The sequence below is a fragment of the Maribacter hydrothermalis genome (assembly GCF_001913155.1).
GTDB lineage: Bacteria > Bacteroidota > Bacteroidia > Flavobacteriales > Flavobacteriaceae > Maribacter > Maribacter hydrothermalis.
The window spans coordinates 3306250-3330638 of the sequence record NZ_CP018760.1 but is presented as its reverse complement, the minus strand read 5'-3'; the positions used below and the strand labels follow the sequence as shown (position 1 = coordinate 3330638).

21 protein-coding genes are annotated in these 24389 nt (G+C 35.2%); 11 read left to right on the top strand and 10 right to left on the bottom strand.

Annotated features, from left to right (window positions below; translation table 11 throughout):
* Positions 1–9: 9 nt before the first annotated feature.
* Both BTR34_RS14430 and BTR34_RS14425 read left to right on the top strand, forming a co-directional pair.
* Positions 10–1146: a peptidylprolyl isomerase gene (locus tag BTR34_RS14430; RefSeq protein ID WP_068482820.1), complete on the top strand. Its 1137-nt coding sequence runs from the start codon at positions 10–12 to the stop codon at positions 1144–1146.
* A gap of 127 nt (positions 1147–1273) precedes the next feature.
* A complete protein-coding gene (locus tag BTR34_RS14425; RefSeq protein WP_235843166.1) occupies positions 1274–2257 on the top strand; it encodes a glycoside hydrolase family 5 protein in 984 nt (327 codons plus the stop codon).
* A gap of 31 nt (positions 2258–2288) precedes the next feature.
* On the opposite strand, the gene BTR34_RS14420 is transcribed toward BTR34_RS14425, so the two are convergent.
* Positions 2289–3734, bottom strand: coding sequence for an aminoacyl-histidine dipeptidase (locus BTR34_RS14420; protein ID WP_068482664.1), 1446 nt, complete (start codon positions 3732–3734; stop codon positions 2289–2291).
* A gap of 68 nt (positions 3735–3802) precedes the next feature.
* On the opposite strand from BTR34_RS14420, the gene BTR34_RS14415 reads away from it, so the two are divergent.
* The 4 genes from BTR34_RS14415 (at position 3803) to BTR34_RS14400 (ending at position 11972) form a co-directional block, all read left to right on the top strand.
* Positions 3803–4870, top strand: coding sequence for a DUF3810 domain-containing protein (locus tag BTR34_RS14415; protein WP_068482667.1), 1068 nt, complete (start codon positions 3803–3805; stop codon positions 4868–4870).
* A gap of 175 nt (positions 4871–5045) precedes the next feature.
* The gene (locus tag BTR34_RS14410; RefSeq protein WP_068482670.1) at positions 5046–8000 is read left to right on the top strand and encodes an amidohydrolase family protein; all 2955 of its coding nucleotides are present in this window, start codon (positions 5046–5048) and stop codon (positions 7998–8000) included.
* 44 nt (positions 8001–8044) lie between these two features.
* Positions 8045–9337 (top strand): amidohydrolase family protein, encoded by a 1293-nt coding sequence (locus BTR34_RS14405; protein WP_068482673.1) that lies wholly within the window; start codon positions 8045–8047, stop codon positions 9335–9337.
* A 235-nt stretch (positions 9338–9572) separates the two neighbouring features.
* On the top strand, positions 9573–11972 hold the full coding sequence (locus BTR34_RS14400; protein ID WP_068482676.1) for a penicillin acylase family protein: 2400 nt from the start codon (positions 9573–9575) through the stop codon (positions 11970–11972).
* Between the two features lie 83 nt (positions 11973–12055).
* Here the strand turns inward: BTR34_RS14400 and BTR34_RS14395 are convergent, their stop codons facing one another.
* From BTR34_RS14395 to BTR34_RS14355, 9 genes are all read right to left on the bottom strand, one after another.
* Entirely contained in the window at positions 12056–12463 is a 408-nt protein-coding gene (locus BTR34_RS14395) for a hypothetical protein (protein ID WP_068482678.1), read from the bottom strand.
* A 21-nt stretch (positions 12464–12484) separates the two neighbouring features.
* Positions 12485–13675, bottom strand: a complete 1191-nt coding sequence (locus BTR34_RS14390; protein ID WP_068482681.1) for a molybdopterin molybdotransferase MoeA — start codon at positions 13673–13675, stop codon at positions 12485–12487.
* A gap of 65 nt (positions 13676–13740) precedes the next feature.
* Entirely contained in the window at positions 13741–14517 is a 777-nt protein-coding gene (locus BTR34_RS14385; RefSeq protein WP_068482684.1) for a sulfite exporter TauE/SafE family protein, read from the bottom strand.
* A complete protein-coding gene (locus tag BTR34_RS14380) occupies positions 14501–15574 on the bottom strand; it encodes a HesA/MoeB/ThiF family protein (RefSeq protein WP_068482687.1) in 1074 nt (357 codons plus the stop codon). Before BTR34_RS14380 ends, BTR34_RS14385 begins: the two co-directional genes overlap by 17 nt.
* The gene (locus BTR34_RS14375) at positions 15571–16164 is read right to left on the bottom strand and encodes an NTP transferase domain-containing protein (RefSeq protein ID WP_068482690.1); all 594 of its coding nucleotides are present in this window, start codon (positions 16162–16164) and stop codon (positions 15571–15573) included. Before BTR34_RS14375 ends, BTR34_RS14380 begins: the two co-directional genes overlap by 4 nt.
* On the bottom strand, positions 16148–16621 hold the full coding sequence (moaC, locus tag BTR34_RS14370; protein WP_068482693.1) for a cyclic pyranopterin monophosphate synthase MoaC: 474 nt from the start codon (positions 16619–16621) through the stop codon (positions 16148–16150). Before moaC ends, BTR34_RS14375 begins: the two co-directional genes overlap by 17 nt.
* On the bottom strand, positions 16621–16938 hold the full coding sequence (locus BTR34_RS14365) for a molybdenum cofactor biosynthesis protein MoaE (RefSeq protein ID WP_068482695.1): 318 nt from the start codon (positions 16936–16938) through the stop codon (positions 16621–16623). The genes moaC and BTR34_RS14365 overlap by 1 nt, the downstream gene beginning before the upstream one ends.
* On the bottom strand, positions 16938–17177 hold the full coding sequence (locus BTR34_RS14360; RefSeq protein WP_068482698.1) for a MoaD/ThiS family protein: 240 nt from the start codon (positions 17175–17177) through the stop codon (positions 16938–16940). Before BTR34_RS14360 ends, BTR34_RS14365 begins: the two co-directional genes overlap by 1 nt.
* 100 nt (positions 17178–17277) lie before the next feature.
* A complete protein-coding gene (locus tag BTR34_RS14355; protein WP_068482701.1) occupies positions 17278–18072 on the bottom strand; it encodes a hypothetical protein in 795 nt (264 codons plus the stop codon).
* Between the two features lie 87 nt (positions 18073–18159).
* Here BTR34_RS14355 and BTR34_RS14350 point away from each other — a divergent pair, with 87 nt between their 5' ends.
* Genes BTR34_RS14350 through BTR34_RS14330 form a run of 5 tightly spaced genes read left to right on the top strand, consistent with a single transcriptional unit; the run spans position 18160 to position 24308 of the window.
* Positions 18160–18963 carry a TrmH family RNA methyltransferase gene (locus BTR34_RS14350; protein WP_068482703.1) on the top strand — a complete coding sequence of 268 codons (804 nt, stop codon included), beginning with the start codon at positions 18160–18162 and terminating at the stop codon, positions 18961–18963.
* A gap of 45 nt (positions 18964–19008) precedes the next feature.
* Positions 19009–20241 carry a M48 family metallopeptidase gene (locus tag BTR34_RS14345; RefSeq protein ID WP_068482706.1) on the top strand — a complete coding sequence of 411 codons (1233 nt, stop codon included), beginning with the start codon at positions 19009–19011 and terminating at the stop codon, positions 20239–20241.
* Between the two features lie 44 nt (positions 20242–20285).
* Positions 20286–22490, top strand: coding sequence for a RelA/SpoT family protein (locus tag BTR34_RS14340; protein WP_068482709.1), 2205 nt, complete (start codon positions 20286–20288; stop codon positions 22488–22490).
* 50 nt (positions 22491–22540) lie between these two features.
* The gene (locus BTR34_RS14335; protein ID WP_068482711.1) at positions 22541–23011 is read left to right on the top strand and encodes a Fur family transcriptional regulator; all 471 of its coding nucleotides are present in this window, start codon (positions 22541–22543) and stop codon (positions 23009–23011) included.
* 25 nt (positions 23012–23036) lie between these two features.
* Complete coding sequence (locus tag BTR34_RS14330; RefSeq protein WP_068482713.1) at positions 23037–24308, top strand: adenylosuccinate synthase; 1272 nt, start codon at positions 23037–23039, stop codon at positions 24306–24308.
* Positions 24309–24389 lie beyond the last annotated feature (81 nt).

Here is a 24389-nt window from a genome sequence, read left to right as displayed (position 1 = left end):
ACCATTATGATTAAAAAAATGTACTTATTTGCGGTGATAGGCTTAATGATAACCAGCTGCAAAACTAGTAAAAGAGCCGACTTAGGCGATGGCATATTTGCAGATATAAAAACCTCTAAAGGAGATATTATTGTTCGCTTAGAACAAGATAAAACTCCCGTTACCGTAGCAAATTTTATATCATTGGCAGAAGGTACAAACACCTTTGTTAGTGAAGAGTACAAGGGTAAAAAATATTATGATGGCATCATTTTTCATAGGGTTATGAAAGATTTTATGATACAGGGAGGCGATCCTTTAGGACAAGGAACAGGAAACCCTGGTTATAAGTTCATGGATGAGTTTAACGATTCCTTGGTCCATGATAAAAAAGGTATTCTATCTATGGCTAATTCTGGGCCTACAACAAACGGAAGTCAATTTTTTATTACTCATAAACCTACGCCCTGGTTAGATAATAAGCATACCGTTTTTGGAGAAGTAGTAGAAGGTATGGATGTTGTTGATTCTATAGCAAATGTTCAAGTTGGTGCCGGTAATAAACCAGTAGAACCAATTACTATGAATACTGTTGAGATAATCAGAAACGGTAAAGAGGCGCGAAAATTTGATGCGGTAAAGATAATGACCGAATATTTTGATGGTGAGGAAGATAGATTAGCCGCTATTGAAAAAGAAAAAGCTGAAAAAATTGCGGCGATTAAAAAAGTTAAAGAAGAATTTGTAGCTTCAATCGAAGTACAAAAAGCAAAGGCAACCGAATTACCATCTGGACTTAAGGTTTTGACGTTAGAAAACGGAAATGGCGAAAAGCCAAAAGTTGGCCAAAAAGTAGATGTTATGTATGCCGGTTATTTAATGGACGGCACTTTATTTGATAGCAATTATAAGGAAGTTGCCGAAAAATATGGAGTTTTTGACTGGAATAGAGAACAAGCTATGGGATACAACCCAATACCAATGGATTATTCTCCGGAATCTCGTTTAATTCCAGGTTTTAGAGAAGGCTTATTAACGATGAAAATTGGTGACAAAGTTCGATTGTTCATTCCGTCTCATTTAGGTTATGGCGCACAAGGTGGTGGACCAATTCCTGCTAATGCAGATTTAATATTTGACCTAGAAATCACTGGTATTACCCAATAAGTATGTAAAACTATAATCGTTATCTTAAAAATTTAAATCTCTTATGTTTAGACAATTTAGCTTAACGATTATAGTTTTTCTTTTTTCAAGTATTGTCTTTTCCTGTGACTCTTCAAGCAAAGAAAACGTGAATACTGTAGAAGCTACAGAAACTTTTATTGAAGAAACTCCTACTAGCCCTACTACCACACCAACCTCAGAAGGCACCATTGTTTCATTACATGGACAATTACATATTGAGGGCAATAAAATTTTAGACCAAAATAACATTGAAGTTCAATTAAGGGGAATGTCCTTTTTTTGGAGCCAATGGATGGGTCAATACTACAATTCAGAAACAGTAGCTTGGTTAAAAAATGATTGGCAATGCACTATAGTAAGAGCTGCAATGGGCATAGAAGATTCAGAAGGCTACATCACTAATCCAGAGGTTGAAAAAAACAAAATATTTACGGTTATAGATGCCGCAATTGTAGAAGGCATTTATGTTATTGTAGATTGGCATAGCCACCATGCCGAAGACTATGAAGAAGAAGCAAAAGCATTTTTTTCTGAAGTGGCACAGAAATATGGAAATCAACCAAACATTATATACGAACTATATAATGAACCGTTAGATGTTTCCTGGGACATTGTTTTAAAACCGTATCACGAAGCCGTAATCACTGAGATTAGAAAATACGACCCGGACAATATTGTAGTTTGTGGAACTAGAAACTGGTCGCAAAACGTAAATGATGTAATTGGCAATGAAATTGATGATGACAATGTCGCTTATACACTTCATTATTATGCAACAACCCACAAACAAGAATTACGTGATATTGCACAACAAGCTCTGGACAATAATATTGCGTTATTTGTTACAGAATTTGGCACTACAGATTATTCCGGTGATGGTTTTATTGACGCAGAAGAAACCAATACCTGGTGGACTTTTCTAGATGAAAACAAAATATCTTGGTGTAATTGGTCAATAGCCGATAAAGAAGAAAATTCTGCGGCACTTTTACCCAACGCTAGCTCAACTGGTCAATGGAATACTACTAATTTAACCCAAAGTGGATTAATGGTTCGTAAGGAGCTAAAAAGCAAAAATCCCCAGTTTTAACCAAGGATTTAAAGCAATACATCTACCTTTTCTATTTCGTATTCTTCAATATTTCTAAAAGCAATTTCCAAAATTTCTGAACCGATGAAATACTAACACGTTCATCTGGTGAATGTGCACCTAAAATTGTAGGTCCAAAACTAACCATTTCTACATCGGGATAATTTTGACCTAAAATACCACATTCTAAACCTGCATGACAAGCTACAACCCTTGGCTGTTCATTAAATAAATTAATGTAAGTCGCTTTTGCTATAGAAAGAATTTCAGAATTTGGATTTGGATTCCAACCAGGATAAGATCCGCTAAATTTTACATCAAAACCACTTAATTCAAAAACCGAACGTAAAGAATTTGCTAAATCTAACTTTGCCGAATCAACAGAAGAACGTGTTAAACAGCCAATGGTTATTTTCCCTTTCACAACTTCAACAACAGCTATATTATTAGAAGTTTCCACCAAATCATCAAAAGCACCACTCATGGCATAAACTCCATTTTGTGCAGCATAAACAGCTTTAATTAATTTCTCTTGAGCACCAAGCCCCAATACCTTTTTGGCAGGCTTAACTTCAGATAACTCTATCTTTAAATTAGGCTCTTGAACTTTTAATTCAGCTTTAATTGCTTTAGAAAGCTTAGTTACTTTTTTTATGAATTTATCAACATGCTTTTTACCAACGTTAAGCTTACACGTACTTTCTCTAGGAATTGCATTTCGCAAACTACCTCCTTTTAATGTACTCATTCGAACATTGTAATCTAAGCCTAAGTAAAGTAATCGATTCATGATTTTATTGGCATTACCCAAACCTTTATGAATATCCATACCACTATGTCCTCCTTTTAACCCTTTAACCGTAATCTCTAATCCGGCATCACCATGTGCTCCTTCCTTTTCATTATAACCTCTTGTTGCGGTAACATCAATACCTCCAGCACAACCTATATCTATTTCATCATCTTCCTCCGTATCTAAATTTAAAAGTATCTCACCTTTTAAAACGCCTGCTTTCAATTCAAATGCTCCAGTCATGCCAGTTTCTTCGTCAATAGTAAACAACGCTTCAAGTGGTGGGTGTGGAATAGATTTGCTTTCTAAAAGAGCCATTATAGCCGCTACTCCCATACCGTTATCCGCCCCTAACGTGGTTCCTTTCGCTTTCACCCAATCATCCTCAATGAACATATCTATTCCTTGAGTATCAAAATCAAAAACGGTATCCGCATTTTTTTGATGCACCATATCCAAATGACTTTGTAGCGTAATCATTTTTTTTCCTTCCATTCCTTGTGTAGCAGGTTTTCTAATGATAACATTACCGATAGCATCAGAAAAAGTTTCTAAGCCTAGGTTTATACCAAAATCCATCATAAAAGAAATTACTCTTTCCTCTTTTTTAGATGGCCTAGGCACTGCATTTAATTTCGAAAAATTATTCCAAACCGCTTTTGGTTCTAAATTATTAATGCTCATAGTATTTTTTCAATGTTAATGCGAACAAAAATACAGATAGAAAAAGGATTTCGCTATTTTTGACAGTAATGAAGATATCATTTAAAAATGCTGTTGCACTGGCATTGATTCCCCAAATCATCATAGTAAAATGGCTTGGCAATTATACCCATTTAGTGGAACAGTACTATAGTACAGGAATTTACCCCTTTATATCAAAATTTTTCAGAGTGCTTTTTGGGTGGATATCTTTCTCGGTTGGAGATATTATTTATTTTATTCTAATTCTTCTTTCAATAACTTATTTAATTAAAAAAAGAAAGTCCATCTGGAAAAACAAACTACAATTTACACGCAATGTTTTTATGATACTTTCAGTGGCTTATTTCACTTTTCATTTTATGTGGGGAATGAATTATTATAGAGAGCCACTTGCTCAAAAATTAAATATTAAAGCAAATAGGGATTATGAAGAGTTAGTAGATTTCACGGCAAGATTAATTGATAAAACGAATGAAACGCATTTAAATATCACTCAGGATTCCAGTATAGCGGTAAATATACCTTATACGCAAAAACAGATTTTTGAAAAAACGGTTTTAGGGTATGAACAACTGCAGCAAACTCATCCTTTTTTATCTTATACCAAACCAAGTATAAAAACATCTTTATTTAGCACCGGACTAACTTATATGGGTTATGCGGGCTACTTAAACCCTTTTACCAACGAGGCGCAAGTAAATGGTTTACTACCAAATTTCAGATTTCCGGTTGTAGCAGGTCATGAAATTGGCCATCAACTAGGGTATTCAGCAGAGAATGAAACCAATTTTATAGGATACCTAGTAACTTCTAAGAATGAAGATATTTATTTTCAATACGCTGCTTATGCTTATGCCCTTGGTTATTGTTTAAATGACATAAGAAGTGGTAACCAAGAAGAGTTTATCCGTCTGCTATCTAGCTTAAATCCCGGAGTTAAAAATAATTTTCAAGAAATGGCTGTATTTTGGAATTCTTATGAAAATCCAATGGAACCAATCTTTAAATCTATATTCAATTCTTTTCTTAAAGCCAATAATCAGACTGAAGGAATAAGAAGTTATAATGCGGTTGTAGGGTTGTTGGTTGCTTATCATAAAAAACATCCCCTTTAAACCAATTTACGTATTCTAAAATTCCAGTACATTTCTTTAGTATTTCTACTTAATCCTTTAAATTTTAAATAACGATTCATAAAATAGCAACAACTAATTGTTAAACAAAAGTGAAATAGACCGAACTTACTGTATAATCCGAGTATTTTTAAAACACTAATTCAAACCAAACGTAATGAAAAAACTAACTATTGCGCTATGCCTTCTTTGGTGTAGCTCATTTTTAACTGCTCAAGAGTATTTTCCCGAAAATGCTGGGGTAAAAGTCAATAACAATAATTATACAGCTTTTACGAACGCTAAAATTTATGTCACTCCCACACAAGTAATTGAAAAGGGAACATTGCTAATTCAACATGGTAAAGTAGTCAGTGCTTCAAATAATGTTAGCATTCCTAAAAATTCAATTATAATTGATTTAGAGGGAAAAAGTATTTACCCATCATTTATTGATGTCTATTCAAAATTTGGTGTAGAACAACCCAAAAAGAAACCAGGAAGTGGTAGATCAGCTGAATATGATCCATCTAGAGAGGGCTATTACTGGAACGACCATATTATGCCCGAAAATAAGGCGATTGCTCAATTTAAATATGACGATAAGGAAGCGAAAGTTTTACGAGAAGCTGGTTTTGGTGTCGTAAATTCTCATATACAAGACGGTATTGCAAGAGGAACCGGGGTTCTTATCGCTTTAAATGGTAAAGGTACAGATGCAAATCGTATACTAGATGATAAGTCTGCACAGTATTTTTCTTTAGACAAAAGTATAACCAAAGGTCAATCGTACCCTAGCTCATTAATGGGTAGTTTAGCTTTGTTAAGACAAATGTATAGTGATGCCGCTTGGTATGCCAATGGTAATTCTACTACGACGGATTTATCCTTAGAAGCTTTGAATGCAAACAAAAATTTAGTACAAATTTTTGAAGCTAAAGATAAGGGCAATGACTTACGTGCCGATAAAATTGGTGATGCTAACGGAATTCAATATACTATTTTAGGTGGTGGCAATGAGTTTGAACGCATTGAAGAAATTAAAGCTACTAACGCTAAATTCATTATACCAATTAACTTCCCAGATGCCTATGATGTCACTGACCCATACGCAGTAGGTTATGTTTCTCTACAAGATATGCGTTTTTGGAACCAAGCTCCTAGCAATCCTAAAGTTTTAGCAGATAACGGAATTCAATTTTCCCTTACTACATATGATTTAAAATCTCCTTCAAATTTCAAGGAAAAATTAATGAAGGCCATTGAATATGGACTTCCTAAGACAAAAGCTTTGGAAGCCTTAACTACGGTGCCAGCCCAAATACTAGGAAAGACAAATGAAATTGGTTCTTTAAAAACTGGTTCTTTGGCAAACTTTCTAATCACTTCTGGCGATGTTTTTGACAAGTCTACCACACTTTTTGAAAATTGGGTACAAGGTTCTAAGAGTGTTGTGAATTCTATGGAAACCAAAGATATTCGTGGAGATTACAATCTTAACCTGCAAGGCAGGGTATTTGCCATATCAATTGGCGGTAAAATTTCAAAACCATCAATAGAAGTAAAACAAGACACTACTAAACTTACCTCTAAGATTGCATTTGACAATAATTGGATCACCCTATCATTCGCCACTGATGATGGTGAAAATACATATAGAATGACAGGAGCTGTTACAAATTCTTCTGATAATTTATCTGGTTTAATGGTACTACCAAACGGAAGTGAAACGCAGTTTACCGCTACAAAATCTAAAACATTTGAAGAAAAAGAAGATAAAAAGGATAAAACAAGCGAAGCACCTAAAGTAATGCCGGTATTGTTTCCAAATGTAGGTTACGGATTTGCGACAAAACCAAAAACAGAAACGGTTTTATTTAAAAATGCCACTGTGTGGACAAGTGAAGAAGCTGGTATTTTACAAAACACGGATGTACTTATTAAAAATGGCAAAATAGCCAAGATAGGAACAGATATCAGCAGTTCTGGTGCAAAAGTAATTGATGCCACAGGAAAACATTTAACTGCGGGTATTATTGACGAACATAGCCATATAGCGGCATTAGCGGTGAATGAATCTGGTCACAATAGCACTGCAGAAGTTAAAATGGAAGATGTTGTAGACCCAGAACATATGGGTATTTATCATTCTCTTGCAGGTGGGGTCACCTCACTTCAATTACTACATGGTTCTGCAAACCCAATTGGCGGAAGGTCGGCTATTTTAAAATTAAAATGGGGAGAAGAAGCCGACGGATTAATTTATGACAATTCGCCTAAATTCATCAAATTCGCTTTAGGTGAAAATGTAAAACAAAGTAATTGGGGAAGTTATTCTCGTTTTCCACAAACTAGAATGGGCGTAGAACAACTTTACATGAACTATTTCCAAAGAGCAAAAGAATATGACGCCAAAAAGAAAAATGGTGAGGCCTATAGATATGATGAAGAAATGGAAGTGTTAGCTGAAATTTTAAATGGCGAACGTTTTATCTCTTGTCACTCCTATGTACAGAGTGAAATAAATATGATGATGAAGGTTGCCGAACATTTCGGATTTAAGATCAATACGTTCACGCATATTCTTGAAGGTTATAAAGTAGCGGATAAGATGGCAGAACATGGTGTTGGTGCTGGTACATTTAGCGATTGGTGGGCTTATAAATATGAAGTAAATGATGCCATCCCTTACAATGCGGCAATAATGCAAAAACAAGGCGTTGTAACAGCAATAAACAGTGATGACCGGGAAATGATAAGAAGGTTAAATCAGGAAGCTGCAAAAACTATTAAATATGGTGGCATGACTGAATTAGAGGCTTGGAAAATGGTTACAATAAACCCTGCCAAACTTTTACACTTGGATAATCGTGTTGGTAGTATAAAAGAAGGAAAAGATGCGGATGTCGTTTTATGGTCAGGAAATCCTTTATCCGTTTATTCTAAAGCAGAAAAGACCATGATTGAAGGTACAACTTATTTTGATTTGGAAACGGATAAGGAAAACCGAGAAAAAATTAAAAAAGAGCGAAATGAGTTAGTTACGATGATGCTTAAAGAAAAGAGCGGTGGTAAAAAAACGCAAGGACCTAAGCAAAGTGTAAAAAGAGATTTTACTTGCGAAAGTCTTTAATTAAGCTTAAAAAATCGAAGTACTACTAAAATAAAATTATAGAGATGAAAAAATATATAACGTTTTTAATTGCCTTTGGTTTGGTCTTTCAAACTATGGCACAACAAACACCGGCCCCAAAACAAACTGAGGCTATTACCATTGAAGGTGCTACAGCGCATCTAGGTAACGGGGAAGTAATAGAAAGTTCGCTTATTATGTTCGAAGATGGCAAACTTACCTTTGTAGGAGATTCTAAAATGAAAATTGCCCGTAGAGGTAAAGTTATTGATGCAACTGGCAAACATGTATATCCAGGTTTTATAGCACCTGCAAAAACCTTAGGACTTGTGGAAATAGATGCGGTTAGAGCTACCAATGACGAAGATGAATTAGGTGATTTTATACCTCATGTACGCAGTTTAATCGCCTATAATGCTGAGTCTAAAGTTGTGGAAAGCATGCGTCCAAACGGGGTTTTAATTGCTCAAATAGCACCAACGGGAGGACGAATTTCCGGAACCTCATCCATTGTACAATTTGATGCATGGAACTGGGAAGATGCCGCAATTAAAATAGATGACGGTATACATTTAAACTGGCCAAACACTTTTAGGCAAGGTCGTTGGTGGGCAGGTGAAGAAAGAGGTTACCAGCCAAATAAGGATTATAGCGAACAAACACAAGCAATTGTTACTTTTTTCAAAAATGCAAGTGCCTATGGAAAATCCACTGCTAAAGAGGTGAACCCAGCTTTCGCGGCAATGAAAGGTATTTTTGATGGAACTCAAAAACTTTATGTTCATGCCGATGGTGAAAAAGAAATCATTGATGCTATTAACACTTTAAAAGCCAATGGAGCTAAAGAAATTGTTTTAATCGGTGGATACCACGCTTATAAAATTCCTGATTTCTTAAAAAGCAACAACATTCCTGTCTTAGTCCAATACACCCATAATTTACCAGTGTATGATGACGATGATTATGATTTACCCTATAAACTTCCTAAATTATTGGTCGATGCTGGTTTAACCGTTGCCATCCAAAATAGCGATGCAGAAAACTTTCAAACTAGAAACTTACCTTTCTATGCTGGTCAAGCCGTACAACAAGGATTGGATAAAGAGGTAGCCGTTCAATTATTAACGGGTAATACCGCTAAGATTTTAGGCATAGATAACCTTTACGGAACCTTAGAGAATGGAAAAAGTGCAACCTTATTTATTTCAGAAGGAGACGCTTTAGATATGGCTGGTAATCAACTTACACATGCTTTCATTGATGGTAGGTCTGTTTCACTAGAAACACACCAAACGGAATTATGGAAACGATACATGGGCAAGTACGAAGGGGAATAAAAATTATTGTACAAAGAATAAAATAAAACTGTAAATTTAAGCTGATACCCATTAGCCATAAAATTACATTTTTATTGAGTTTATTTTGAGTATTTAAACTGAAGGGTATTTAAAAAGTCTCGATAAATTCAAATAATCTATAGAAACAATTTTCACTATAGGATATTATTTGATTGTTATCAGTAAATGGACTTTTTACATACCCTTTATTTATAACCAACATACCAATACTTTTATGAAAAACTTTTTGATACTTATTTTATTGGCCCTTGCTTTTTCCTGTAAAAAATCAAAGACCATTAATTCAAACACGTTGACACTAACGGAATTAAAAGAACCTGTTGAGCTAGTTAGGGATAAGTGGGGAATTAATCATATCTATGCACAAAATCAACATGACCTTTTTTTCACTCAAGGATATGCAGCCGCAGCCGACCGGCTTTTTCAATTCGAAATTTGGCGAAGACAAGCCACCGGCACAGTTTCTGAAATTTTGGGAGAACGTGAGTTAAAAAGGGATATTGGAACTCGCCTATTCAAATTTAGAGGTGATATGACGACCGAAATGAATCATTATCATAATGATGGAGTAGAAATTATAACAGCCTATACCAATGGAGTAAACGCATATATAGATAACATTTTAAAAACACCTGAGCTACTACCTATCGAGTTTAAAATTTTAGATATAAAACCTCAGAAATGGACACCAGAAGTTGTTATTTCCAGACACCAAGGACTTTTAGGAAATATTAATGAAGAACTACAGATTGCTCGTACAGTTACTAAACTAGGTGCAGCTAAAACAAAAGAATTATTCTGGTTACATCCAAAGGACCCTGATATTGAAATTGACCCATTGATAAACAAAAGTCTGCTAGACAATGATATTCTAGAGCTTTACAACGCCTATCGTAAAACGGTTAAATTTGAAAAAGAGGATATTATACCTTCATTTAGAAATACCAGTGAAGAAAAGGCTTTAACACATCTTATAAATTTTAAATCCGATTCGTTAGGTATAGGAAGTAATAATTGGGTCGTAAATGGCTCACAGATGAAAGATGGCCATACCTATATGGCCAATGACCCTCATAGAACCATTGCTATTCCATCTTTGAGATATATGACACATTTAGTTGCACCTGGGTGGGATGTCATTGGTGGTGGAGAACCTGAGATACCGGGAATTTCTATTGGCCATAATGAATATGGAGCTTGGGGACTAACCGTATTTGAAACCGATGGAGAGGATTTATATGTTTATGAATTAAATCCTGAAAATCAAAACCAGTATAAGCATAAAGATCATTGGGTAGACATGACACATATTTCAGAAACCATTAAAATAAAAGGACAAAAAGATTCCATAGTTGACTTAGCATATACGCTACATGGTCCTGTTACTTTTATAGATAAAGAAAATAATGTTGCCTATGCCGTTCGTTGTGCTTGGCTAGAACCTGGTGGGTCCCCATATTTAGCATCGTTACGAATGAATCAAGCTGAAAATTGGGAAGAGTTTAGAGAAGCATGTACCTATAGTCACATTCCTGGGGAAAACATGATTTGGGCAGATACAAAAGGTAATATTGGCTGGCAAGCCGTTGGGATTGCGCCCATTCGGAAAAATTTCAGTGGGCTAGTTCCTGTACCAGGCGATGGTAGATTTGAATGGGATGGTTATTTACCTATTATAGAAAAACCAAATGCATTTAATCCCGAAAAAGGGTATATAGCTACCGCTAATGAAAATGTAACGTCTAATGATTTTACCCATTGGGATGCTATAGGATATTCTTGGGCAGACCCTTATCGTGGTGAACGAATTAAAGAAGTTTTAGAATCTGGCAAAAAAATGACAATGGATGATATGAAGGCTTTACAAACCGATTATCTTTCAATTCCTGCCCGAACATTAGTTCCATTATTGCTAAAAATTACTTTTGATGATAGAGCACTAGAAGCAAAAGACAAACTGAATAATTGGAACTATAAATTAGAATCAAATTCTATACCTGCTGCAATTTATGTAGCATGGGAAGAACAAATAATGCAAAAAGCCTATGATATGTTCGTTCCAAAAGCCGGCAAAGGTATTGTCCCCGATTTACAAGTAAAACGTGTTCTGGATTGGGTTTTGACTCCTGATAGTAAATTTGGAGCAAATCCGATTAAAGGAAGAAACGAGTTTTTAGCTGATGCTTTCAAAGAGGCCATTACTAAACTAGAATCTAAACTTGGTACTAATATGGAACACTGGCAATATGGACAAGAAAACAATAAACATACGTACATGGAACATGCACTAAGTAGTGCTGTCGATGAAAAAACAAAAAATAATTTAGATTTAGGTCCACTACCAAGAGGTGGTAATGGACAAACTGTTGGCTCTACCGGCGGAAACTCCAGACAAAGCAGCGGTGCTTCATTTAGAGTTATAATCAACACAGGAAATTGGGATTCTTCATTCGCTACAAATGGCCCTGGGCAATCTGGTAACCCAAATAGTCAATTTTATAATAATCTTTTTGAGCCATGGGCCAAAGATGAATACTTCCCCCTCTACTACTCAAAATCCAAAATTGATTCTGTGGCCGTAAGTACTCAAATTTTAAATCCTAAAGAGAAATAACACCCATAATAGTATTTACAATAAATATCCTATTTAGAATGGACTGAGTTAATCTTTCTAAAGAGGGATAAATATTTAAGAAATCATTTCTTAGCCAACACCCATCCTAGAAATGCCATGGGCATGTAAGCCACTATAATATCTAGAGCGGTAAACCACATTGGTCCGCCAAGCATAGCAATATTTGCGGTACCACCAATTAGAAAAAACAAGCCAATGACCAAAGCCATTAGCATTTTTCTTGATGCCGCTATTTTAGTTGCAACAAAGGCGCCTACAAGTGTTCCTAAAGCATGTGCCAGAAAAGGAAAAATAAAATGTTTGGGTTCAAATAAATGCATAGTCGCCTTTAACCCTTCCATTGTCGTAATATCTCCACCTTCTGGTGGCGGAATTATGGAACCACTAATCATAATAATTCCCATATTAACGATACTACCAACAACTACTCCAGCTACAACCGCCAAAATATTCTTAACTACTGGATTCATATAGAAAAATTTAATTGATTATTATCTGGTCTTTACAAAAGGTACAGCCTCCCCTACCTCATACTCCTTATTTCTTGGTTCTAGACAAATAAATCCGTCGGCCTTTGCTAAACTGGTTAAATCTCCAGAACCATTTTCAACAACAGGAGTTGCCCAGAACATACCCTCTTTTACTTCTGTACTAACCTGAATAAATCGGGTTAGCGGCTGTGTTATTTTAATTGCTGCACTTAGCTTAATATACGAATTATCTAATGGAAGTTGCCAAGAGGTTTGTAACCACGCTAAAAAATATAGGTGATAATTGGCAAATGTAGAAACGGGATTTCCAGGAAATGAGAAAATAACCGTCTTCATTTTATGGTGAATTCCAAACCAAAATGGTTTACCAGGTCTCTGTAGCACTCTATGAAATACCTTCTCTACACCTAATGATTCCATTACTTCCGGGATAAAATCAAACTTTCCTTTTGATACTCCGCCACTTAATAGAAGTACATCGTTATCCTGTAAAGCTTTTTCTAATTCTCGCTCAATTTCTTTTTTATCATCCAACAAATGAAGTGAACTGGCTTCAATCTTAGAACTCAATAATGCGGACTCAATAGTCAGCATATTAGATTTTCGTATTTGATGCGGTCTGGGAGTTTCATTAACCTCGACCAATTCATTACCTGTTGCAATAGTGCAAATTTTCGGATTTCCCTTAATCTTTACCGTTACTTTGCCAACCGTAGCCATTACTCCTATTTCTGCTGGACTGATTTTTTTTCCTTTTGATAAAAGAAGTGCACCTACTTTCTCATCACTGCCTTGGTAGTGTATGTTCTGACCTTTGTTCACTTTCTCATTAATCGTAACCTTACCACCTTCAATAGTAATGTGTTCATACATGACCACAGTATCGCAATGCAATGGCACTACTGCACCGGTCATCACTTCTAAACAGTTGTTTTTATCCTTCAAAACTTGCTGAATTACGCCAGCAGCAGCAACTCCTTCAATTTTAAAAGAGTGCCCATTATTTACAAAATCTGAAAACTGAATAGCAACACCATCTTTGGTAGCACGATCAAAAGGAGGAAAATCTCGATCTGCATAAATATCTTCAGCCAATATTCTATTCAAACTATTTAAAAGTGATACATTCTCTGTTCCTAAATCTATAGGATGGGCTAACACTTTTTGGTATGCTTCTTTAAATGTAATCATGGAATTAAAGGTAAAACTATTATAAATTATACCCTTGAAGAATTGAAGACAATTATTTAAATCTTCTAAAACAATTCGAGTCCATTCACCAACAAGACCCGTATGCCCACTATGAAAACTAATAAAGCGGTTATCCTTTTAATACCATTTGCCGATAGTTTTTTAAGACTGATGCGAATTCCTAACTGTCCGCCAAGTAGGACTGCTACAACCAAACAAATAGTTTCTCGCCACGGCAATGACAATGAATCGCTAGTTATCAACCCGAATAACCCAGATACGGAGTTTACTAAAATGAAGAAACTTGCAAGCGCTGCTATTTTTATGGCTTTATTCCAACGTAAGTGATTTAGCACGGGAGCTAAAAAAATGCCTCCACCAATACCCACGAGTCCCGATAAAAACCCTATTCCTGAACCAAGAACATAGCTCAAGTAATTTGGATAATTTTCAACCTCCTTTTTCGATTTGTTGATTTCAAAAGTCTGAACAGCTAAAAACAATGCCGATAGAATAAGAGAGCATCCTAAAATTATAAAAAAAACACTCTCCTTTAATCGGAATGTAGCTCCTAAATACGCTAGCGGAATACTTGCCAAAACAAAAGGCAGAAAATCTTTTAGTTTTGCATGACCATTTTTGAAATACAGATATGTACTACCTGAAACTACCACCAAATTACAAACCAATGCAATAGAGCGAATGGCAAAAAAACTAGTTAAAACAAGCGTCAATAAAGCCAAATAGCTAGAGCCACCGCCAAAACCTACAGAAGAATATAATGTGGCGATTATAAAAAATCCGATGCTTATAAACACCAATTGCTCAATAGGTATCAACATAGTTTTTCATCTGGTTCATACCACCGGTAACATTGACAAAATCTTTACCAGGACATAATTCTTGTAACTTTACGATTGCTTTTTTACTACGAACCCCAGACTGACAAATAACATAAATAGTAGTTTCTAAATCAACCTCAGCCACTCTACCTGTTAATTCATTTAAAGGAATATGCTTGGCTTCTTTTAAATGTTGCCTTTGAAATTCTTTATCGGTTCGCACATCTATCAGTTCAACAGGATTACCTGAAAGCAATTGTTGAAGCTCAACAGCATCTATTGATTTTAAAGGAAGTTCACAATCAAACTCATAACTAGTAGCAAGTGATTTAATCTCATTATTACCAGCCTGTAATTTAAATTTCATTCGTTGTGTACGTTGGCTTAGGGTATCAAAAAGTAACAAAACACCTGATAACACCTCTCCTATCTCCGCAATAACCTTTACTACTTCTAAAGCTTGTAGATTACCAATAATACCAGGCAAAATACCCAGCACACCATTATCATTACAGTTAGGAACGGCATCTGCCGCAGGCATGGTCGGGAACAAACAACGATATGTTGGTCCGCCATTATAATTAAAAACACTCACTTGACCCTCAAAAGCGTGTAATGCACCATAAACAAAAGGTTTATTTGCAATTACACAGGCATCATTAATTAAATATCTAGTGGGAAAATTATCGGTAGCATCAACAACGATATCATAATCTTTAATAATATCAAGTGCGTTAGCAATCGTTAAATAAGTTTGATAAATATGTATTTGTGTAGTGGAGTTTTGAGCTGACAATTGTTTTTTTATTACCTCAACCTTGGGCATACCCACCATAGCTTCCGTAAACAAAACTTGACGGTGAAGATTAGATAATGAAACCACATCTGCGTCAACAATTCCCAACGTACCAACTCCCATTGCGTTTAGATATGTTAATACGGGAATTCCGAGTCCGCCAGCACCAACCACCAAAACTTTGGCTTGTTTTAGCTTTTGCTGACCTACGGTTCCAAATCCGTCTAAAGTAATTTGTCTTAGGTAACGTTCCTCGTTCATGGTGCTATTTTTAGCAACGCTTCCTCATACTCCACCTTAGAATTTGCGTTGAGCAACACTTCTTTCCGTTCTGGAAAGACCAAATTTACATCGGCATTAATCAGAAATTTTCTTGGACAAGAACCATTCCCGGCTTCTAAATATGCAGCGGACTGTTTTAAAGCATCCGGTTCCCATATAGCACAAAGAGGTTCTGGCAATGGGTTTTCTGCATCGGCAAAAGCGCTAGCAATTTTATTCGAGTTTCTTGCAGCTACTAACTCCTGTAATGCCTTTTTATCCATTAATGGCAAATCGCACGCCAATACCAGCCAAGCAGCTTCAGGGTGAACTTTATGCGCAGATAATAATCCGTTATAAGGACCACGAAACTCATCTGTATCCACAATAGTTTCAAAATCATTTGAAATCTCTTGCACTTGGTCTTTTCGGATACTTAAAAATGTACGGTCGCAAACCTCGTTCAACAATTGATATAAATGTTCTCGTTGCGGAAGCTTGTGATAGGTAATTAAACCTTTGTCCTTTCCCATTCTCGTGCTTTTACCTCCTGAAAGCACCAACCCGTATAACTTATCTTTGAAAATCATTCTTCCCTCCCGTTTTTTGTTCTAATTGAATTGCCCCGATTACAATGTCTTGCGAAAGTGCCTTGCACATATCATAAATAGTTAAAGCTGCAATAGATACCCCTGTCAATGCCTCCATTTCAACACCCGTTTTTTCATTGCACTTTACAGTACATGTAATCTGAAACGAATTTAAAGCCGGTTCAATTTCAACATTGATTTTGGACAGATTTATTTGATGGCATAAAGGTATTAATTCTGATGTTTTCTTTACACCTTGTATCCCTGCAATAACAGCTGTTTGTACGATACTTCCTTTCTTGCCCACAAAATCCTGTTCTGATAATGATTTAAAAATTTCCATAGGAAATTTTATAGTACCACTTGCAATTGCTGTACGTACCGAAGCTATTTTATGAGAAACATCTACCATGGTAGCGTTCCCCAATTCGTCTATGTGCGATAATTTTTTCTGCATTATCTTCCTATTGAAGTCATTAAATTGTTGAATACGTCCTTATATTTTTCTTGTGTCTCAAAACCTTTTTCACCAACGGCATGTCTCTTGACCTCTTTATTCAATGACGATTTTTGCATTGCTATGTCGGCAATCTTCTCCATCTCTTTCAATGCCATTGATTTACAGGTTTCAAACTTTAAAGCAACTTCTTCATTGTTTATAAATTCACGTACGGCACCTACAAAAACACAGATTTCGCCACTTTTGACATCATTTAATTCTCCAGATACCAAAGCAGTGTCAATAACATCGACTATTTCAATAACTTTCCTCATTAGCCTCCGCTTACTGGTGGTATAATGGCAATTTCTTCATTGCCAATTAATGGTACATTATCATCGGCGTATTCACTATTTACAGCTATCGCCAATGAGTTTAATTTTGAAAATCCAGGATAAGAATCAATAAGTTGTTTTTTAAGCTCAGCAACATTTACAGGCTTAAATACATCAGTAAAACTGATTTCAGAACTACCAACAATTTCTTTTGTTATGCCAAAAAAAAGTATGTTCATATCCTTTTAAAATTAGATAAATTCCAAGTTAGGTATAAAAAATAAGGTGCCATAAAAATGGCACCTATTTTAAAAATATTATATGATTTTGAGAAAAGCCTTACTCTACAATTATGGCATTCTTAGGTTTAGAATAAAATCCTTTGGGCTTGGCAAATGTAGATAAACTAGCATTCTCAAAGCTTACTGTATTAGCGGCTTCTTTGATTTCTCCCTCTTCTACTTTATGCCAAGTAATGGCTTTAGGCAACAATACCTTATCAACCTTTATCCAATCAGCATAGTTGATCCAGCTTATCTTATCAGATGGTTCTCCACTAAAATACGTCATAGTATACCCCAACCATCTCATTTCATAGTTTTTTGCATCATAGTGAATAAAGTACTCATCTGAAGAAGAAGAACCTACTCCACTATTATAAGAAATTCTATATCCTGGGTATGAAACTCCATCATAAACCAAAGCATCAACTTCTTCATATTTTATTCCGTCGTCAGCAAATACGAATGGCATTGCGAAGAAGTAGAACATTAAATTATGATAAAATTTCGGCTTACCTTCATAGTTACCTGTATTATCTAAAAGCCAAACTTCAGCACCATCATATCCAAGTGTGTAATCTGGAGCAGAAATTTTATCAAATCTTTTATGAAGATCAATTGTTTGCATTTCGTTGAACTTCTCGTTAGGCATTTCAAAATTCAATGTTTTATATCCCTTCCAAATATTTAAACCGCCATGAGCTTCAAAAACTTTTTTTAATTCCGCCGGATATTTATCCAAATCTACTTGCGTTATTACTTCATCAACAGCATCGGTAACCGCTTTTTTCTTAGGGGCTTCTTTACAAGAAAATAGTGCAAAGGCTATACCTAGAAGGTAAAATTTATTCATAATGTAGATTGATTATTTATTGTTTTTTGAAATCGGTTAGTCGAGAAACCATAGTAGACTTACTAAATTGAACTATTTTTGTACTCAATGCAAGCAAATAAACATATTACTAGCACCCAAAACCCTTTGATAAAGAAGGTTTTGTTGTTAAAAGAAAAATCTAGGGAGCGTAAAAAAACAGGCCTTTTCATTTTAGAAGGACTGCGTGAATTACAGATTGCGAGTAATGCAGGTTATGATATTGACACCATATTATTTTGTGAAGGTATTTTAGAAAATTCTAGCGAAATTCAAACTTTCAGTTCTGACCAACTTATATCCGTCACTTTAGATATATATAAAAAATTGGCTTATAGGGATACTACCGAAGGCATTATAGCTATTTTAAAAAGTAAGAACCACGAGCTTTCTTCTTTAAAATTTGAGAATAAAAATCCGTTGGTGCTAATTGCAGAAGCACCTGAGAAACCGGGTAATATTGGCGCATTATTAAGAACTGCTGATGCAGCAAATTTAGATGCCGTTTTAATTGCCAACCCAAAAACGGATTTATACAATCCTAATATTATTCGCTCTAGCGTAGGATGCATTTTTTCAAGAAATGTAAAAATGGGTAGCACAACAGAAATTATTTCCTACCTTAAAAAGGAAGGATTTCAAATTTTCTGTGCTGCACTGTCAGCATCTAAAGATTATACGACAGTTGATTTTAACGAATCAACAGCAATAGTAGTAGGTACAGAACATTCTGGACTAAGTGAGGAGTGGTTAAATAACTCTGCCCAAAACATTATTATTCCTATGGAAGGTGAAATAGATTCAATGAACGTATCCGTATCTGCGGCAATACTTATCTTTGAAGCTAAACGACAGCGAAAATTAAACAAGTAATACGCATACTTTTTCTACTGAAGTTTTCGTTTTCAACGACACTATATGGATAATACAATTGTCTTTTACAGTATCCTTTTCATTCTAATCGGCGAATTTATTTTGGCTACGGTAATGAATTACCTAAATGCCAAACGTTTTAAGGACCCTGTTCCTGCGGATCTAAATGATGTTTATAATGCCGAGGAATATGAAAAATCTCAAGCCTACAAGCTTATCAATTATAAGTTTGGCGTTTTTACATCTATTTTTTCGTTATTATTAATTCTAGCCTTTTTAATATTTGGCGGATTTGCTTATGTCGATAACATTGCCCAAAACCAAAGTGATAACATTGTAATACAAGCATTAATTTTCTTCGGGATTATTATAATCGGAAGCGATGTTCTAACTATTCCATTTTCATACTACCAAACATTTGTAATCGAAGAAAAATTCGGATTTAACAAAACAACAAAAGCAACTTTTTTCCTGGACAAATTAAAGCAATGGGCAATGACCATTATTATGGGTGGTGGTATTCTATCTTTGGTCATTTGGTTTTTTCAATGGGCAGGCACTAACTTTTGGTTATACACTTGGGCCTTAGTTGCTGTATTCACTTTATTCATGAATCTGTTTTACAGTAAGCTTATTGTACCCATATTCAATAAGCAAGAGCCCTTAGAAGACGGTACCTTAAAGAAAAAAATAGAAAACTACGCAGCTCAAGTAGGTTTTAATCTACAGAATATATTTGTTATTAACGGTTCTAAACGTTCCACAAAAGCCAATGCCTATTTCTCAGGCTTTGGAAAAGAAAAGCGAGTTACCCTATACGATACCCTAATTAATGATTTAGAAGAAGAGGAAATTGTTGCTGTTTTGGCTCATGAAATCGGTCATTATAAGAGAAAGCACATTATCTATAATTTAGTTACATCGATTCTGTTAACCGGCTTAATGTTATTGATACTTTCATTATTCATAAACAACCCGGAAATTTCATTGGCAATTGGGGTTGAAAGACCAAGTTTTCATGCCGCATTAATAGGTTTTGGAATCTTATATAGCCCCATTTCAGAAATCACGGGCTTACTTATGAATTATTTTTCAAGAAAATTTGAATACCAAGCGGATGATTACGCAAAGAATACTTACGCAGCGTTGCCACTGGTAACATCTTTAAAAAAACTATCAAAAAACAGTCTTAGCAACTTAACTCCGCATCCTGCATATGTATTTATGCACTATTCCCATCCACCATTAATAGACCGTATACGTAATTTAAAGGCATAATTTTTGTTGTGCATCATTTAAGATTATCTTATTTTTAATCTAGTATGACACAGGCAGCAATAGAAGAAGAAAATAAGCTTATAGCTCACGAATACAAAGAGTTACTGCGTATTAGTTACCAAACCCTTACAGATGAGGATAAAAAACTAATACGAAGCGCTTTTGAAATAGCCGTTGATGCGCATAAGAACCAGCGAAGAAAATCTGGTGAAGCTTACATTTTTCATCCTATAGCCGTAGCAAAAATTGTAGCTTCTGAAATAGGGCTTGATGCTGTATCCATCGCCTCTGCACTTTTACATGATGTAGTTGAAGACACTGAATACACTTTAGATGACATTGATCGTATGTTTGGTGAAACCGTAGCACGTATTGTAGACGGGCTCACAAAAATATCCCATTTAAAGAAAGATATGAATATCTCCCAACAAGCGGAGAATTTCAGGAAAATGCTCTTGACCTTAAATGATGATGTTCGGGTTATTATAATTAAAATAGCCGATCGATATCACAACATGCTCACCATGGATTCTATGCCAGAGCATAAGCAAGTAAAGATTGCATCGGAAACCTTATATATTTACGCCCCTCTTGCCCATAGAATTGGACTTTACAATATTAAAACAGAATTAGAGGATTTAAGTTTAAAATATACCGAGCCCGAAGTTTACAAATCTATAAAAGATAAAATTGAAGATAGTAAAGAAGCGCAACAAGCATATATTGACGCATTTGCAGATACTATAGATAATTCACTTAACAAGGAGGGTCTGAATTATTCAATTAAAGGTCGAATGAAGTCTATTTTTTCTATGCGTAGAAAAATGATAAATCAGAATGTAACCTTTGAAGAAATCTACGATAAGTTTGCAATTAGAATAATTTACAAGTCCGACGCACAAAACGAAAAATTTCTTGCTTGGAAAATTTATTCGATTGTTACCGACCACTTTACCCCAAACCCTGTTCGTCTTAGAGATTGGATATCCTCACCAAAATCTACAGGCTATGAAGCATTACATATTACCGTAATGGGGCCAAAAGGAAAATGGGTAGAAGTCCAAATTAGAAGTGAACGCATGCACGAAATCGCAGAAAAAGGGTATGCGGCCCATTTCAAATATAAACATGGTGATCAAAAAGAACAAGGTATAGAAGTATGGCTTAATAAGCTTCAAGAAGCACTAGAAAACGCAAATACGAATGCTGTGGATTTCGTTGAGGAGTTTAAACTAAATTTATACTCTAAAGAAATTTTTGTCTTCACCCCAAAAGGAGAATTAAAATCATTACCAAAAGGAGCTACGCCACTAGATTTCGCATTTAATATACATACTGAGGTTGGCATGCGTACGCGTGGGTCTAAAGTAAATGGCAAACTAGTTCCCTTAAATACAACCCTTTCTAGTGGAGATCAGGTTGAAATCATTACTTCGGAACAAGCCACTCCTAATCAAAACTGGTTAGATTATGCCACTACGGCAAGAGCCCGGGCTAAAATTAAATCTGTTTTAAGAGAAGAGAAAAAATCTGTTGCTGAAGATGGCAAGGAAATTTTACGCAGAAAATTAAAATCCCAGAAAATTAGTTTAAACGAAGACTCCATAAATAAAATGGTAACCTTTTTTAAACTAAAAACAAGTTTAGACCTGTTTTATAGAGTAGGAATTGGCTCAATTGATAATGCCATGCTTAAAGATTTCGCGTCTTCTTATAGCAATGCATTTATTAGCTTCTTTAAAAATAGAATGCGTAAATCACCAATTCCTGAGGATATCAACAAAGACGAGATTACGTCTAAGTATGATATGCTGGTATTTGGTAAAGAAGAAGAAAAATTAGAATATAAACTTTCTCAGTGTTGCAACCCAATACCTGGTGACGAAGTCTTTGGTTTCGTTAGTGTATCTGAAGGAATTAAAGTGCATAAAAAGAACTGCCCAAATGCCATTTCGTTACAGTCTAATTATGCCTATCGTATTATTAGCGCAAAATGGATAGACTCATCACAGCAAGAATATCAAGCGGATATAGAACTAACCGGTATAGACAACCTAGGTTTAGTAAGTGATATAACTGAAGTAATATCAGATATAATGCATGTTAATATGCGAAATCTTAATTTTAGTACAGACGGTGGAACCTTTAAAGGAAAAATAACGGTAGTTGTAAAAAACAAGGCAATTCTTAAAAAATTAACCGATACGTTAAGAGAGATTAATGGTATTGATAAAGTAACCCGCATTTAAAAAAAGTAAATTAAAATTTAACTGTACATTTGTATATTAATGCAATAAATATGTCTTCGGATAAAAACCAAGAAATAGTAAAAAACGTCTTCACTACCTTTTTGGAGGACAAAGGACATAGAAAAACACCAGAACGCTACGCTATACTTCAAGAAATTTACGAAAGCGATGAACATTTCGATATCGAATCGCTCTATATAAACATGAAGAATAAAAAATATAGAGTAAGTAGAGCTACGCTATATAATACAATTGAACTTCTTTTAGATTGCAAGCTTGTACGCAAACATCAGTTTGGTAAAAATCAAGCTCAATATGAAAAATCGTATTTTGATAGGCAGCACGATCATGTTATTCTAACAGATACTGGTGAGGTTATGGAGTTCTGTGATCCTAGAATTCAAACTATAAAAAAAACAATCGAAGAAGTTTTCGATATTACCATAAACACACATTCCCTTTATTTTTATGGGACAAAAAATACTCCTGCTAAAAATGCAGGCAAAAAAGAAATTAAATAGAACTAACCAAGTATATAATATTTAGATGGCAGTAGATTTATTGTTAGGCCTGCAATGGGGTGACGAAGGAAAAGGAAAAATTGTTGATGTATTAACTAAAGATTACGACATTATTGCTCGTTTTCAAGGAGGGCCAAATGCCGGCCATACTTTAGAATTTGACGGGATAAAGCATGTTTTACACACTATTCCTTCTGGAATATTTCATAAAAATGCAGTAAACGTAGTCGGTAACGGTGTAGTTATTGACCCTGTTATTTTCAAAAAAGAATTAGATGCATTAAAGAAGTTTAATTTAGACGTAAATGCAAAATTATTCATTTCAAGAAAAGCACATTTAATTTTACCAACCCACCGTTTGTTAGATGCTGCTTCTGAAGCATCAAAGGGAAAAGCAAAAATTGGCTCTACATTAAAAGGTATTGGTCCAACGTACATGGACAAAACCGGTAGAAACGGAATGCGTATAGGAGACTTGGAACTAAGCGATTGGAAAGAAAAGTACCGTAGCTTAGCGAATAAGCACGAAGCAATGATTAACTTTTATGATGTAGATATTCAATATGATCTTGCCGAATTAGAAGCAGACTTCTTTAAAGCTGTAGAAGAATTAAAACAATTAACTTTTATTGACAGCGAAGAATATTTATACCAAGCTCAAAAAGCGGGAAAGAAAATATTAGCTGAAGGTGCTCAAGGGTCATTATTAGATATTGATTTTGGAACATACCCATTTGTAACCTCATCCAATACTACCGCTGCAGGTGCTTGTACAGGGTTAGGTGTTGCTCCAAATCAAATTGGAGCAGTAAAAGGAATTTTTAAAGCGTACACTACAAGAGTTGGTAGCGGACCTTTCCCAACAGAACTGTTTGATGAAGATGGAGAAACCATGGGTCGTGTAGGGAATGAATTTGGAGCTACAACAGGGAGACCTAGACGTTGTGGATGGTTAGATTTAGTAGCTTTAAAATATGCAGTTCGTGTAAACGGAGTAACGGAACTAATGATGATGAAAGGTGATGTACTTAGCGGATTCAAAAAATTAAAAGTTTGTACCGCATATAACTATAAAGGAAAGCAAATAGAACATTTTCCATATAATATAGAGCCTGAAAATGTGACTCCTGTTTATTCTGAAATGGATGGCTGGAAAGAAGACTTGACTAAAATGAGTACTGCGGACCAATTACCAAAAGCACTAAATGAGTATATAGCGTTTCTTGAAAAAGAATTAGAAGTACCAATTAAGCTTGTTTCAGTGGGTCCGGACAGAAAACAAACAATTCACAGATAAACATTTAGCAGCTTAAACAAGTTGTTCAGCTTTCTAGAGTGGCGATATAGGGAAATACCTTTATCGCCACTCTTTTTTTTT

Coding starts and splice junctions, on each gene's coding strand:
- BTR34_RS14420 (WP_068482664.1), bottom strand. CDS start 3,734: ATGAGCATTAATAATTTAGAACCAAAAGCGGTTTGGAATAATTTTTCG.
- BTR34_RS14415 (WP_068482667.1), top strand. CDS start 3,803: ATGAAGATATCATTTAAAAATGCTGTTGCACTGGCATTGATTCCCCAA.
- BTR34_RS14410 (WP_068482670.1), top strand. CDS start 5,046: ATGAAAAAACTAACTATTGCGCTATGCCTTCTTTGGTGTAGCTCATTT.
- BTR34_RS14405 (WP_068482673.1), top strand. CDS start 8,045: ATGAAAAAATATATAACGTTTTTAATTGCCTTTGGTTTGGTCTTTCAA.
- BTR34_RS14400 (WP_068482676.1), top strand. CDS start 9,573: ATGAAAAACTTTTTGATACTTATTTTATTGGCCCTTGCTTTTTCCTGT.
- BTR34_RS14395 (WP_068482678.1), bottom strand. CDS start 12,463: ATGAATCCAGTAGTTAAGAATATTTTGGCGGTTGTAGCTGGAGTAGTT.
- BTR34_RS14390 (WP_068482681.1), bottom strand. CDS start 13,675: ATGATTACATTTAAAGAAGCATACCAAAAAGTGTTAGCCCATCCTATA.
- BTR34_RS14385 (WP_068482684.1), bottom strand. CDS start 14,517: ATGTTGATACCTATTGAGCAATTGGTGTTTATAAGCATCGGATTTTTT.
- BTR34_RS14380 (WP_068482687.1), bottom strand. CDS start 15,574: ATGAACGAGGAACGTTACCTAAGACAAATTACTTTAGACGGATTTGGA.
- BTR34_RS14375 (WP_068482690.1), bottom strand. CDS start 16,164: ATGATTTTCAAAGATAAGTTATACGGGTTGGTGCTTTCAGGAGGTAAA.
- moaC (WP_068482693.1), bottom strand. CDS start 16,621: ATGCAGAAAAAATTATCGCACATAGACGAATTGGGGAACGCTACCATG.
- BTR34_RS14365 (WP_068482695.1), bottom strand. CDS start 16,938: ATGAGGAAAGTTATTGAAATAGTCGATGTTATTGACACTGCTTTGGTA.
- BTR34_RS14360 (WP_068482698.1), bottom strand. CDS start 17,177: ATGAACATACTTTTTTTTGGCATAACAAAAGAAATTGTTGGTAGTTCT.
- BTR34_RS14355 (WP_068482701.1), bottom strand. CDS start 18,072: ATGAATAAATTTTACCTTCTAGGTATAGCCTTTGCACTATTTTCTTGT.
- BTR34_RS14350 (WP_068482703.1), top strand. CDS start 18,160: ATGCAAGCAAATAAACATATTACTAGCACCCAAAACCCTTTGATAAAG.
- BTR34_RS14345 (WP_068482706.1), top strand. CDS start 19,009: ATGGATAATACAATTGTCTTTTACAGTATCCTTTTCATTCTAATCGGC.
- BTR34_RS14340 (WP_068482709.1), top strand. CDS start 20,286: ATGACACAGGCAGCAATAGAAGAAGAAAATAAGCTTATAGCTCACGAA.
- BTR34_RS14335 (WP_068482711.1), top strand. CDS start 22,541: ATGTCTTCGGATAAAAACCAAGAAATAGTAAAAAACGTCTTCACTACC.
- BTR34_RS14330 (WP_068482713.1), top strand. CDS start 23,037: ATGGCAGTAGATTTATTGTTAGGCCTGCAATGGGGTGACGAAGGAAAA.